General features: G+C 68.2%; 13 protein-coding genes. 8 read left to right on the top strand and 5 right to left on the bottom strand.

Annotation, left to right across the window (positions count from 1 at the left end; translation table 11 throughout):
- Positions 1 to 88: 88 nt before the first annotated feature.
- Entirely contained in the window at positions 89 to 1,243 is a 1,155-nt protein-coding gene (locus tag AC5W7N_RS13520; RefSeq protein ID WP_490724067.1) for a glycosyltransferase family 9 protein, read from the top strand.
- A 153-nt stretch (positions 1,244 to 1,396) separates the two neighbouring features.
- On the opposite strand, the gene rfaE2 is transcribed toward AC5W7N_RS13520, so the two are convergent.
- The gene (gene rfaE2, locus AC5W7N_RS13515) at positions 1,397 to 2,893 is read right to left on the bottom strand and encodes a D-glycero-beta-D-manno-heptose 1-phosphate adenylyltransferase (RefSeq protein WP_490724068.1); all 1,497 of its coding nucleotides are present in this window, start codon (positions 2,891 to 2,893) and stop codon (positions 1,397 to 1,399) included.
- Positions 2,894 to 3,069: 176 nt separating this feature from the next.
- On the opposite strand from rfaE2, the gene ctaD reads away from it, so the two are divergent.
- The gene (gene ctaD / locus AC5W7N_RS13510) at positions 3,070 to 4,821 is read left to right on the top strand and encodes an aa3-type cytochrome oxidase subunit I (RefSeq protein ID WP_163810965.1); all 1,752 of its coding nucleotides are present in this window, start codon (positions 3,070 to 3,072) and stop codon (positions 4,819 to 4,821) included.
- A gap of 27 nt (positions 4,822 to 4,848) precedes the next feature.
- The gene (locus AC5W7N_RS13505) at positions 4,849 to 5,526 is read left to right on the top strand and encodes a phosphodiesterase (RefSeq protein ID WP_495923890.1); all 678 of its coding nucleotides are present in this window, start codon (positions 4,849 to 4,851) and stop codon (positions 5,524 to 5,526) included.
- Between the two features lie 132 nt (positions 5,527 to 5,658).
- Here AC5W7N_RS13505 and AC5W7N_RS13500 read toward each other — a convergent pair whose 3' ends face one another.
- Positions 5,659 to 6,672 carry a DNA topoisomerase IB gene (locus tag AC5W7N_RS13500; protein WP_163810963.1) on the bottom strand — a complete coding sequence of 338 codons (1,014 nt, stop codon included), beginning with the start codon at positions 6,670 to 6,672 and terminating at the stop codon, positions 5,659 to 5,661.
- 138 nt (positions 6,673 to 6,810) lie between these two features.
- On the opposite strand from AC5W7N_RS13500, the gene AC5W7N_RS13495 reads away from it, so the two are divergent.
- The 3 genes from AC5W7N_RS13495 to AC5W7N_RS13485 are packed head-to-tail and all read left to right on the top strand — an operon-like array spanning position 6,811 to position 8,951.
- Positions 6,811 to 7,314 (top strand): hypothetical protein, encoded by a 504-nt coding sequence (locus AC5W7N_RS13495; protein ID WP_490724071.1) that lies wholly within the window; start codon positions 6,811 to 6,813, stop codon positions 7,312 to 7,314.
- The gene (locus AC5W7N_RS13490) at positions 7,314 to 8,483 is read left to right on the top strand and encodes a zinc-dependent alcohol dehydrogenase (RefSeq protein ID WP_194990606.1); all 1,170 of its coding nucleotides are present in this window, start codon (positions 7,314 to 7,316) and stop codon (positions 8,481 to 8,483) included. Before AC5W7N_RS13495 ends, AC5W7N_RS13490 begins: the two co-directional genes overlap by 1 nt.
- A 30-nt stretch (positions 8,484 to 8,513) precedes the next feature.
- Positions 8,514 to 8,951, top strand: a complete 438-nt coding sequence (locus tag AC5W7N_RS13485; RefSeq protein WP_194990599.1) for an SRPBCC family protein — start codon at positions 8,514 to 8,516, stop codon at positions 8,949 to 8,951.
- Positions 8,952 to 8,975: 24 nt separating this feature from the next.
- Here the strand turns inward: AC5W7N_RS13485 and AC5W7N_RS13480 are convergent, their stop codons facing one another.
- Positions 8,976 to 10,769 (bottom strand): thiamine pyrophosphate-requiring protein, encoded by a 1,794-nt coding sequence (locus tag AC5W7N_RS13480; RefSeq protein WP_495923888.1) that lies wholly within the window; start codon positions 10,767 to 10,769, stop codon positions 8,976 to 8,978.
- A 35-nt stretch (positions 10,770 to 10,804) separates the two neighbouring features.
- Positions 10,805 to 11,284, bottom strand: coding sequence for a Dps family protein (locus AC5W7N_RS13475; RefSeq protein WP_163810955.1), 480 nt, complete (start codon positions 11,282 to 11,284; stop codon positions 10,805 to 10,807).
- 166 nt (positions 11,285 to 11,450) lie between these two features.
- Here AC5W7N_RS13475 and AC5W7N_RS13470 point away from each other — a divergent pair, with 166 nt between their 5' ends.
- Positions 11,451 to 12,056: a flavodoxin family protein gene (locus tag AC5W7N_RS13470; protein ID WP_163810953.1), complete on the top strand. Its 606-nt coding sequence runs from the start codon at positions 11,451 to 11,453 to the stop codon at positions 12,054 to 12,056.
- 12 nt (positions 12,057 to 12,068) lie between these two features.
- Here the strand turns inward: AC5W7N_RS13470 and AC5W7N_RS13465 are convergent, their stop codons facing one another.
- Positions 12,069 to 12,476: a low affinity iron permease family protein gene (locus AC5W7N_RS13465; RefSeq protein ID WP_163810951.1), complete on the bottom strand. Its 408-nt coding sequence runs from the start codon at positions 12,474 to 12,476 to the stop codon at positions 12,069 to 12,071.
- Between the two features lie 293 nt (positions 12,477 to 12,769).
- Between AC5W7N_RS13465 and AC5W7N_RS13460 the strand changes: the two genes are divergently transcribed.
- Positions 12,770 to 12,937 carry a hypothetical protein gene (locus AC5W7N_RS13460; RefSeq protein ID WP_169332979.1) on the top strand — a complete coding sequence of 56 codons (168 nt, stop codon included), beginning with the start codon at positions 12,770 to 12,772 and terminating at the stop codon, positions 12,935 to 12,937.
- The last annotated feature ends 112 nt before the right edge of the window (positions 12,938 to 13,049 follow it).

Below are 13,049 nucleotides of genomic sequence, written 5' to 3'. Positions count from 1 at the left end.
CGCGGCAGCGCACCGGTTTCGGGTGCGGTCCTCCGGGTATGCGACACGCTGATGCGGGGCAATCGGTTTCGTCGACAGGAGGGTGGGCATGGCCGAACCGGCGCTGTCGGACACAGCGGTGCACCGGCTCGCCGTCGGCCCGTTGCGGCCGCGCTGGCCCGGAGTGCGGCGGATCGCGGTGCTGCGCGGCGGCGGCCTCGGCGATCTGTTGTTCGCCATACCCGCCGTGCATGCCCTGGCCGCCGCCTATCCGGAGGCCGACATCGTGCTGCTCGGTTCCGCCCTGCACGCGCAGCTGTTGAACGGGCGGCCGACCCCGATCGGCGAGGTCGTCGTCCTGCCGGAATCGGCTGTCGGCGTGGCCGGCCCCGGGGACGACGGCCTGCGTGACTGCCTGCGTCGTGCGCTGCGCACACCGGTGGATCTGGGCGTGCAGCTGCACGGCGGCGGCGGTTGGTCCAATACCGTTATCCAGCAGCTCAATCCACGGTGGTCGGTCGGCTCACGAGCCGCCGACGCACCCGCGCTGGACCGCACCGTCCCGTTCCGCTACTACCACAACGAGACCCTGCGGGCGCTCGAAGTGGTCGGGGCGGCGGGCGCTCCGCCGGTGCTGCTGGAAGCCGAACTGCCCCTCACCGCAGCCGATCTGGCCGCCGCGGACCGCGTCTCGACCGGCACGACCGGCTCGACGGTGGCGATACATCCCGGTGCGCGGGACCCGCGGCGGCGATGGCCCGCGTCCAGGTTCGCCGAGATCTGCGCCCGCTGTCTGGGCCGCGGCTGGGACGTCGTGTTGATCGGCACGAGCGAGGAACGTCCCCTGCTCGCCGCCATCGCGGACACGGCGCACGCGAATGCGTCCGGGATCCGCGGTGGCGCCACCATTCACTTACTCGACGGGGCCGATATGACCACCCTGTGTGGTGTGCTGGCCCGCAGCCGTGTGCTGGTCGGCAACGACAGCGGCCCGCGTCATCTGGCCCGCGCCCTCGGCACGCCGACGGTGGGCGTGTTCTGGATCGGCAATGTCGTCAACGCGGGCCCGCTCAGCCGCACCGAGGACCGCGTGCTGATCTCCTGGCGCGACGATTGCCCAGTATGCGGGCGCGACATCACCGACGAGTTCCGCGCGCGCTGCCCGCATGACGAATCGCTGGTCACGTCGGTGTCGGTCGAGGATGTGGACGCCGAGCTGCTCGACCTGCTCGCTGCCGAGAGTCCCGGCCGGCTGCCCGGATAGCGCGCTGCGGCCACAACGACGGAGGCACCACCTCGTAGGCCTGCGCCCGCCCGATCGGTGACCGTGGTCGGTGGTTTTCCGGATGGATCGCACCGCCGGGCAACAGGCCCGCAGCGAGCGATCACCCGTAGCGGACCTCGAGGTCTGGGCTCATCACCCACCTCCCGTCGCCGATCGGTCCCGGATGCGTTCGATCATCGCCGAGGTCGAATGATCGGCCAGATAGCCGAGCACGCGCACCTCGCCGCCGTACTCGGCGACGACGGGCGCCTCGGGCAGCATCTCCGGCCGGTAGTCGCCACCCTTGACGTACAGATCGGGTTCGGTCGCCCGCAACAGCCGCTCCGGGGTGTCCTCGTCGAAGACGGTCACATGATCGACGCAGCTCAGGGCGGCCAGCACCGCGCACCGATCATGGTCGGGATTGACCGGACGGTCGGGGCCCTTCAGCCTGCGCACGCTCTCGTCGGAATTGACCGCGACCACCAGCACATCACCGAGCCGCTTGGCCTCGTTCAGGTAGGCGATGTGCCCGGCATGCACCACATCGAAGCAGCCGTTGGTGAACACGATGCGCTCCCCGGCGGCTCGATGCCCGCGCACGGCCTCGATCAAGTGCCTCGGCTCCAGCACCGCACCACCACTGCGGTCGATGCGCGCCCGCAACTGCTCCCGCGTGCACACCGAGGTGCCCGGCCGGTGCACGACGACGTCGGCGGCGGCCTGCGCCACCTCCACCGCACCGGTGAGCGGCATCCCGGCCAGCACCGCGAGCGTCAACGCGGCGACGAAGGTGTCCCCGCCGCCCGCGGATTGGCTTTCGCGCACCGGATGCGCCCAGGTGCGGTGCGCCGGGCGGTCGCCGTCGAGCAGCACACTGCCGTCGCGGTCCAAGGTCACCACAACAGTGCGGGTGCCCGTCGCCTCGAACAACGCGTCACGGTGGCGGTCGAACAGCTCGGCGCGCTGGTCGGGATCGGCCCCTGCGGTGGCCGCGAGGCCGAGAACCTCGGCCGCCTCGCCGGCGTTCGGGGTGAGGAGATCGGCGTGCAGCGCACGCCAGCGTCCGGGATGGTGGGTGTCGGCGATCAGCAGCGGCAGGCGTTCACGGCGCTCGAGCAGGCCCGCGCGCAAGCTGTCGCCGAGTGGGCCGCCGTAGTCGCAGACGATCAGTGCGTCGGCCCCGATCAGGGCATCGTCGAGGCGAGCGAGCAACTCGGCGATCTCATCGGGCCTGGCGATACCGGTGCTCGTCTCGTCGAAGCGCACCAGGATCTGCTCATCGGCCACGATGCGCGTCTTCACCGGTGTCGTCCGATCGGGCGCGCGATAGATCCGGCCGGTGTCGACGCCGCGGCGGGCCAGCACCTCGGCGAGCGCGGCGGCCGGCGGATCGTCGCCGGTCAGGGCGAGCAAGCGGGTGTCGGCGCCCAGTGCCGCGAGATTGGCGGCGGTATTGCCGGCGCCACCGGCCATGGACGAGCTGCGTTCGATATCGACCACCGGCACCGGGGCCTCGCGGCACAACCGCTCGCACCTGCCCCACTTCCACACATCGAGCATGGCGTCGCCGAGCACGACCACGGTCGCATCCCCGCGCGTCACATCGGCCGCGAGGCCGGGCCCGTCGGGGTAGTCGGTCCCACTCATGCGCGTCCTCCTGTCGATGCGGCACTCGATCTCGCCATTCCACGCGCGGAGCCGATAAAACAAGCGGTGCCGATCAGTGCGCCGCGATATTCGGTGGCCGCTCCTGTGGTTCAGCCGCCGCGATGCGGGTAGGGCGAGGACATGGGCGCATTCTCGGCATCGATGTGGGAGGTGGGATGACGGCGACATCCTCGGGCGCGGTGGGTGAGCTCACCGCGACGCGACCGTATCCGGCCCGCAGCGGGCCGAAGGGGTCGGCGCTCTACAGAATCATCACCACCACCGATCCGAAGGTGCTCGGCATCCTGTACCTGGCGTCGGCGACCGCGTTCTTCCTCATCGGCGGCCTGCTGGCCTTGCTGATGCGCGGGGAGCTGGCGCGGCCGGGATTGCAATTCCTCTCGCCCGAGCAGTACAACCAGCTGTTCACCATGCACGGCACGATCATGCTGCTGTTCTATGCCACCCCAGTGGTTTTCGGGTTCGCCAATGCGATCCTGCCGTTGCAGATCGGCGCACCCGATGTGGCTTTTCCGCGGTTGAACGCGCTCAGCTATTGGCTGTATCTGTTCGGCGCGACGATGGCGACGGCCGGATTCCTCACGCCGGGCGGCGCGGCGGATTTCGGCTGGACCGGTTACACACCGTTGAGTAATGAACTGCATTCGCCGGGCGTCGGCGGGGACCTGTGGATCATGGGGTTGGCGGTGTCGGGTCTCGGCACCATTCTCGGCGCGGTCAACATGATCACCACCGTGGTCTGTCTGCGCGCGCCGGGGATGACGATGTTCCGTATGCCGATCTTCACCTGGAACATCCTGGTCACCAGCATCCTGGTGCTGCTGGCGTTCCCGATCCTCACCGCGGCGCTGATGGCGCTGGCCTATGACCGGCATCTCGGCGGCCACATCTACGACCCGGCCACCGGCGGCACCATTCTCTGGCAGCACCTGTTCTGGTTCTTCGGCCATCCCGAGGTCTATATCGTCGCGCTGCCGTTCTTCGGCATCATCAGCGAGGTCATCCCGGTGTTCAGCCGCAAACCGATCTTCGGCTACACCGCCCTGGTCTTCGCCACCATCGCCATCGCGGCGCTGTCGATGGCGGTATGGGCACACCACATGTATGCCACCGGCGCGGTGATGCTGCCGTTCTTCTCGCTGATGACCTTCCTGATCGCGGTGCCGACGGGGGTGAAGTTCTTCAACTGGATCGGCACCATGTGGCGCGGGCAGCTGACCTTCGAGACCCCGATGCTGTTCTCGATCGGTTTCATCGTCACCTTCTTGCTCGGCGGTCTGTCGGGTGTCATCCTGGCCAGCCCGCCGCTGGACTTCCACGTCACCGATTCGTATTTCGTGGTAGCGCATTTCCACTACGTGCTGTTCGGCACCATCGTCTTCGCGACGTTCGCCGGGATCTATTTCTGGTTCCCGAAGATGACCGGCCGGTTCATGGACGAACGGCTGGGCAGGCTGCATTTCTGGACCACGTTCCTCGGCTTCCACCTCACCTTTCTGGTGCAGCACTGGCTGGGCAACGAGGGCATGCCGCGCCGCTACGCCGACTATCTGCCCGGCGATGGGTTCACCGCGCTCAACACGGTCTCCACCATCGGGTCCTTCGTGCTGGGAGCCTCGATGGTGACGTTCGTGTGGAATGTGTTCAGCAGCTACCGGTACGGCGAAGTGGTCACCGTCGACGATCCATGGGGTGCGGGCAATTCGCTGGAATGGGCGACGACCTGCCCGCCGCCTCGGCACAACTTCTACGAACTGCCGCGCATCCGCACCGAACGACCCGCGTTCGAAGTGCACTACCCGCACATGGTCGAACGAATTCGCGCCGAAGCCCACGCCGGCCGCGCCGTGCGGCACGGAGCAGGTGCGGAGTTGTCCGAACCATCCGATGCGGCCACAACCGACTAGACCGATGACAGCAGCGAAGGATATGTGATGGCCGATCTGGTTTCCGCCACCGTGACAAAGGCTTTCGAGGCAGGCGCCCGGGTACGGCACGGGCGGGTGTTCCACCCCCGTGGCGTGCGGCTGTCCGGGCGATTGCATGCCGAGGACGAATACGTCTCGCTCTTCGGACCCGGCGAGCGGGCAGTGATCGCGCGGATGTCGAAGGGAATCGGCACCCCCGCGGGGCTACCGGACGTGCTCGGGCTGGCCTTCCGGGTGCTCGATCGCGACGACCATCCGTGGGATTTCGTGCTGGGCACCACCGGCCGCGGCGGGCTCGGCCGGCTGGCGATCACTCCGGCCCGCGGCTGGGTCAGCGCCCGCTACGGCTCCCTGCTGCCGTACCGGTTCGGTGCATCCAGCCTGACCTGGGTGCATGCCGAACCGGACGCGAACCAGCCCGCGACCGCTTCGCTGGATGCCATGGCAGAGCATCTGCGTGAGCACACCCTCGGTTTCGAGATCACCGTCCAGGGCATCGGGACCCCGCGCCGCACCGCCGGGGAACTGACCCTGCACCAGGCCGAACCCGAGGACTACCGCACCGACTTCTTCGACCCGATGCTCAACCATCCGGCCGAGGTCACGCTGGTGCCCGGGCTCGTCACCAAGTTCAGGGAACGCGCCTATATCGGCAGCCGCCGCGGGCGCGGAGAAGAACCCTGAGCCGGCGCGCGTAATTCGCCCCGAGCTGTCGGACTCACCTCCGCAGGCACCCCGGTCCTGACCCGTGACCGCCGGCGGTCGGCCGAATTCGCCGGCGGCGCTGGGCAACTGGCGTTGCGGCCACGGCGCGATTCAGCCTGCGGCCTTACGCAACAACCGGATGACGGCCCGCTCGATGATCGCGGTCTGTTCTTCATCCGCATCGGCCCGGTTCGCCCGTCGCAGCGCGGCGTGGATCGTCGCACCGTTCTCGAAGGCCTCGACCACACGTGGGTCGATGTAGGAGTCGCGCGCCACGGCGGGTGTATTGCCCAGTGCGTCGGCGACCTGTTGGAAGATCTCCCGCTCGACCCGTCGCCTGCCGCGCTGGGACTCCGGGCGCCGCGCCGATCCGAATCCAGCCGCGGCCAGCACGGTGCCCTGCCAAGTCCGCAGGTCCTTCACACTGCATTCGGGGCTGGTCAGCTCTTTGAAGCGAGCGTTGATCTCCTCCGCGTGCAGTTCGTGACATCCCGCGTCGTCGCGGTACACCAACAGCCGCCGCGTGCCGGTCCGCCGGCGTCGCAGCGCGCGAACGGCCCTCGCCAGGGCGGGCCCGCGCACCCGTACCCGCCGCCGGATCCCGCCCTTGGCGATGTAGTCGAACACCATCTCGTCCCCGGCGACGCGCACCTGATCGCGCAGCAGGGTGGCCACGCCGCGTGTCCCGTTCTCCTCGGCGTATTCCTCACCGCCGACCCGGAATACGCCGCGATCCACCAGGCTGATCGCCAGCGCTTCGACGCGGCGACGTGGCAGGCCACGCACACCCAGATCCGCTTCCAACTGCGCGCGCAGCTCGGGTAGCCGGCGGGCCAGGTCGAGGACCCGATCGAACTTCTCCTCGTCGCGTTCACGGCGCCAGCGCTCGTGGTAGAGGTACTGCCTGCGGCCCGCCACGTCCACGCCGACAGCTTGGATATGACCGTTCGGGTGCGGGCAGATCCACACTTTGCGCCACGCCGGCGGGATCACCAGCCCGCGAATGCGCTCCAGGGTGTCGGCGTCGGCGACCGGCTCACCCGAGTCGGCCACATAGGAAAATCCGCGCCCACGGGCGATCCGCCTGATGCCCGGTCCGTAAGGCCTGCTCCGCCGCAATCTCATAGGTCCCTCCCCTCTCCGGCATAGCCCGCCTCCCCGATTTCACACCTGGCCGGCCCCGACATTGTTTGCCGAGCACGGGGTATGCGGTGAAGGAATGCGGCTGCTCCGGCCGCCGGTCGCCGTTCGGAGGGAGTGCTCGTGGACTACATCGACAAGGCCAAGCACCAGGTGGTCGACCTGGTCGGGAAAGTCGTGGGGGCCTCCGGTGGCGGGGTGAGCACCCAGACGATGACCATGGCGCGACCGCGCGATGAGGTGCGGCGGTTCTGGCGCGATCCGGACAACCTGTCGGCCGTCCTGCAGGGGATCGCCCAGGTGCGGGAGGCGGGGCCGGACCGCCTGGAGTGGACCTTCGAACAGCTCGGCGATGACGCTCTGCGGTGGGAGACGGACGTCGTCGACGATGCTGACGAACTGCGCTTCACCGGCGAACACGACGAAAAGATCCGATTGCGTTTCGCCGACGCACCACACGACCTCGGCACCGAGGTCACCGTCCGGACGACGAGCCCGGCACCGGGCCTGCTCACCGGCGCGGCGGCGTTCACCGCGCTCTATCGCGCCCGTGCGCTGCTGCAGACCGGCGAAATGCCCACCCTCGAACACAATCCCAGCGGCCGACGCACCGAGCAGGAGGCATGATGCGTGCACTGTGCTGGAACGGCGTCAACGATCTCGCCGTCGAGACCGTGCCCGATCCGGTCCTGGTCAATCCACACGATGTGATCGTGCGGGTGCGGTTGAGTACCACCTGCGGCTCGGATCTGCACTTCATCGACGGCTATCTGCCGGGGATGCGCGCAGGCGACGTCATCGGGCACGAATTCATGGGCGAGGTCGTCGAGACCGGGCCAGAGGTGACGTCGGCGAAGGCCGGTGACCGGGTGGTCGTACCGTCGTTCATCGGCTGTGGGGCGTGCTGGTACTGCGGCAACGGCCTGTACTCGGCATGCGACACCACCAACCCGAACGCCGCGCTACAACAACCGTTGCTCGGCTACCCCTCCGGCGGAATCTATGGCTACACCCATCCTTTCGGCGGCTACCAGGGTTCGCACGCGGAGTACATCCGGGTGCCGTTCGGCGATGTCAACTGCTTCACCATCCCCGATGGCGTCACCGATGAGCAGGCACTGTTCTGTTCCGACGCGGTGCCGACGGGCTTGATGGGCGCCGACTTCTGCGATATCTCCCCCGGCGACACGGTCGCGGTCTGGGGCAGCGGCGGCGTCGGTCTGATGGCCGCGCACACCGCGCGCCTGCTCGGCGCCGAACGGGTGATCGTCATCGACCGGTTCCCGAACCGGCTGGAGCTGGCCCGCAGCCGCGCCGGCGCGGAGACGATCGATTACACGACCGTGGACAGTGTGGCCGAGGCGCTGCGCGAAACCACCGGCGGCCGAGGACCCGACGCCTGTATCGACGCCGTCGGCATGGAAGGGCACGGAACCGGGTTGCAGCAGCTCTACGACAAGGCCAAGCAATTGCTGCGGCTCGAGACGGATCGCGCGACCTCGCTGCGCCAGGCGATCGTGGCCTGCCGCAAGGCCGGCGTGGTGTCGGTGCTCGGCGTCTACGGTCTCACCGACAAGTTCCCGATGGGCGTGATCACCAACAAGGGCCTCACCATTCGTTCCGCCCAGCAGCGCGGGCAAGCCTATATGCCGCGCATGTTCGACTACATCGAGCAGGGCGATCTGGATCCGTCCTACCTCATCACCCACGATCTGCCACTGAACGAGGCGGTGCGCGGCTACGACCTGTTCAAGAACAGCAAACAGGAGTGCGTGCGCGCCGTCTTCCGCCCCTGAACCATCCGCACCCGAGGAAGGCAGGACATCATGGTCGAGGTCCGGACCGAGGTAGCCGCGTCACCGCAGCAGATCTTCGCGGTGCTCGCCGACGGCTGGTCGTTTGCGAGCTGGGTGGTCGGCGCCTCCCACATCCGCGAGGTCGACAGCAACTGGCCGCAAGTGGGTGCACGGATCCATCACCGGGTCGGCCCATGGCCGTTCACCATCGACGACACCACCACGGTGCGGGCCGTCGACCCACCGCACAGCCTGGAGTTGGACGCGGGACTGTGGCCGGTCGGCGCGGCCTGGATCAGGCTCGACCTGGTCGAGATCGGCCCGGGCCGCACCGAGATCCGGATGGCGGAGAAGGCCGTTCGCGGTCCGAGCCGCTGGGTGCCCGGACCGATCGAAGGGGCGTTGCTCATACCACGCAACAAGGAGGCGCTGGCCCGGCTCGCCGATATCGCGGTCGGCAAGAAGTAGGCGCGCGTGCGCTGATCGCGCCCGCTAACCGCTGCGGTGCCTGGCGAAGAAGCGGCGCGTCTTCTGCTTGACCGACTGCGCCAGCACCGGGCCCGCGTCTTCATCGCCGTGCAGCAGTGCCTTGGCCAGCGAGGAGAACTGCTCGAAGGTGGTGTTGGGTGGTATCGGCGCCACATTCGGATCACACGCGATATCCAGCACCACCGGGCGCGCGCTCGACAACGCCCGCGTCCACGCGCCGGCCAGCGCCGCCGGATCGTCGATGGATTCGGCGCCGAGCCCGAGACTGCGCGAGAACCCGGCGTAGTCGACATCGGGCAGGGTCTGCGAATCCGGGAATTTCGGCGCGCCGTGCATTCCGCGCAGCTCCCAGGTCACCTGGTTGAGGTCGTTGTTGTGCAGGACCGCGATGATCAGGCGCGGGTCCTGCCATTGCCGCCAGTAGCGGGCGATGGTGATGAGTTCGGCCAGGCCGTTCATCTGCATGGCCCCGTCGCCGACGAGCGCGATGGCGGGTCGCTCCGGGTACGCCCATTTGGCGCCGATGGCGTACGGCACCGCGCACCCCATGCTGGCCAGCGTGCCCGACAGCGACCCACGCATATCGCCGTGGAAACGCAGGTGACGCGCGTACCAGTCGGCCGAGGTCCCCGAATCCGCTGTGACCACGGCATTCTTGGGCAGTTGCGGTGACAGCTCGGAAAAGATGCGCATCGGATTGATCGGATCGGCGTCCAGCATCGCCACCTCGTCGGCGGCCCGCCACCACTGCGCAACTTCGTGCTCGACGCGCTTGCGCCAGCTGCGGTCACGCTTGCGTTTCACCATCGGAATCAATTCGCGCAGTGCGGCTTTCGCATCCGCGACAATGCTGACCTCATAGGGGTAACGCATGCCGATCCAGGCGCCGGACCGGTCGATCTGGATGCCGCGCACCTGCCCGTACTCTGGCAGGTATTCGCTGTAGGGGAAGTTCGACCCGATGGTCAGCAGGGTGTCGGCCTCCGACATCAGGTAGTGACTGGCCGTGGTGCCGAGCAGGCCGAGCGATCCGGTCACCCAGGGTTCGGTATCGGGCAGCACATCTTTACCCAGCAGCGCCTTGGCCACGCCCGCGCCGAGCAGATCGGCCAGCCGGGTCAGTTCCTCGACGCAGCCGCGCGCACCCTGGCCGACCAGGATCGCGACCCGCTCCCCCGCGTCGAGGATCTCGGCCGCGCGGCGCAGTGCCTCCGGATCGGGTGTGATGGTGCCCTGGCTCAGACCGAGACTCGACGGGACGTTCTTCATCTCGTGCGCCGGCGCGGTGTAGTCGAGCGAGAACACATCGGCGGGAACGATCACCGCCGTCGGCGCCCGCTCGGCGAGCGCGACGCGGAAGGCGCGGTCGAGCACGTTGGGCAATTGCTGCGGCACCACACACAGCTGCGAGTAGGCGCTGCACACGTCCTTGAACGCCGTGGGCAGATCGACCTCCTGCTGATGTGAACCGCCCAGCGCGCTGCGCTCGGTCTGGCCGACGATCGCCACCACCGGCACATGGTCGAGTTTGGCGTCGTAGAGGCCGTTGAGCAGGTGGATCGCGCCCGGGCCTCCGGTCGCCGCGCACACCCCGACCGACCCGGAGAATTTGGCGAATCCGACCGCTTCGAAGGCGGCCATCTCCTCGTGCCGGGCCTGTACGAACTGCGGATAGTCGTGGCTGCCCGCCCATGCGGCGAGCAGACCGTTGATTCCGTCGCCGGGGTAACCGAAGACCTGGCGCACACCCCATTCCCCGAGGCGGCGCAACAGAACGTCACCGACCTGCTCGGCCATCGTGTCTCCTCCTCGTCTCGGTGCTGCGCTCCCGGTCAGGCGGTGGCCAGCTGGGCCTGCCACATCCAGTGCAATTGCTCGAGCCGTGCGGCGATCTCGATGAACAGATCCTGGGTCACCGGGTCGGGCTTCTCGGTGGCGTCGATGCGTTCCCGGAATCGTCCGATGACGGTGGCGAGGTTGTCCACGATCGCGGTGATGACGTCGGTGTCCTGTTGCCAGCCGTCCGGGAAGCCGAGTCCGGCGGCCTCCTTGGCCACCGTCTGCGCCCGTCCGTCGGGGCTGACGCCGATCGCGGTGGCCCGCTCGGCCACCGCATCGGTGAATCCGCGCGCCGCGGTCACCAGTTCGTCCAGGGCCAGGTGCAAGGGACGGAAATTCGGGCCGACCACATTCCAGTGCGCTTGTTTGGCGATCAGCGACAGATCGATGAGATCGACCACGCTCGCCCGCAGTGCGTCACCGGTGATGCGCTGCGCTTCGGCGTCGAGGGTGCTCTTGATGGGGACCGACATCGTTACTGCCTCCTGTTGGGGTTGAGATCGACCGGTCACGATCGGTCTACCCGGTTCCCGGCCGGCAAACCCGGCACCGGCCGGGCGGCTGTGTGAGCCTCGACGCAGCGGGTACCGCCCTGGCAAAACGTCACCTGCGACGGTGGCCGGATCAGGAGGAGCAGTCATGGACGAGCTGAGCGCGGTCGCGCTGGTGTGCACGTTGAAGAAGTCGCCTGCCGAGTCCAGCAGCGATCGACTGGCCCGGCAGGTGCTGGCCGAGTTCGCCCAGCACGAGGTGCGCGGTGAGATCGTGCGGGTGGTCGATTACGACGTGCTGCCAGGGATCACCGCCGACGAGGGCGAGGGCGATCAGTGGCCGCAGATCCGGGAGAAGATCCTGGCCGCCGATATCCTGCTGGTCTCCACCCCGACCTGGCTCGGCCACATGTCCTCGGTGGCGCAGCGGATGCTCGAGCGGCTCGACGCCGAACTGTCCAACACCGACGACCGCGGTCGCCCGGCCATGTTCGGCAAGGTCGCCACGGCGGCGGTGGTCGGCAACGAGGACGGTGCGCACAAGATCATCGCCGATCTGTTCCAGGCGCTCGACGACATCGGGTTCAGCATTCCCGGTCAGGGCGGCACCTACTGGAACGGTGAGGCGATGAGCGGCGTCGACTACCTGGATCTCGATTCCGTCCCCAAGGCCGTCGCCGGCACGAACGCGACGCTGGCCCGCAACGCCGCCCATCTGGCGCGACTGCTACGCGCCGAGCCCTACCCGGCCTGAACGCACGCCGGGTCAGCTGGACTCGTGACGCTCCAATCCGACGGCGTCGGTGAGGTCTTCGCGATGCCTGCGCAGGCCGGGGTATTCCGGGCCGAGTTCGTCCATCAGGTCGCCGAGCGCGTCGGCGATCGCATTGAGCTTGTGCTGCACCGCCTCGTCCGAGCGCGTCTGGGTGTTCTGTAGCAGGGCGACCAGCAGGAACGTGATGATCGTCGTCGCGGTGTTGATCACCAGCTGCCAGGTGTCGATATTGCGCAGCACCAGGATGCTCGGCGCCCACACCAGCACGATCAGCACGCAGAAGGCGAAGAACCAGGCCTTGGACACCGTCGCCGCGGCGCGGCTGGCGAAGCGATCGAAGATGGATCGGTCGTCGCTGACCTCCGACGGCAGCAGCGCGCGGCCTCGTTTCGCGCTCATGGCGGACCTCCTCACGCTCGCCGCCCTGGACGCGGCAGGCTTCCTTCCACTGTATGACCGCCGTACCCGGGAAATACCCCGGACAAACGTTCGCGCCGCCCCGGCCGGTTTTCTCCGGCGAATTATGCCTGCGAGCCGCCGGGCCGGAATTGTGGATTTCTACGACACGCGCGCGGATATCGGCTGAAGAATCAAGAACTGCGCTGCGAGCGACATATCGTGCGCGCCTTGTGTTCTGATGAGGCCGGTCCCGAACCCGGGACTCCATCGCAGAGCACAACCGAGGAATGTTTATGAACTCCAGAATTATTCGTCCGCTCGCCGTCGCCGGCCTGGTTCTCACCGCGGCAGCGATCGGCGCCGCCCCCGCCTCCGCCGAGACCGCCGCCCCCGTCGCGGGATCGGTGGAGGTGTGCGCGCCGATTCACCTCGGGCCGCTGGAGCTGAGCTTCTGCCTGTAGCAACCCGCTTCGGTCGCCGCGGCGGTGGCGTGTCCCGTCGCCACCGCCGCGGTGCCCGGGTCCCGCGGCCGCGGGCTCCCCTTTTTGGAGCTCCCCAAGGTTCCCCCATCCC

This window comes from Nocardia sp. CDC519, assembly GCF_059509835.1.
The sequence above is the reverse complement of the archived record's forward strand: the minus strand, read 5'-3'. Positions and strand labels throughout refer to the sequence as shown.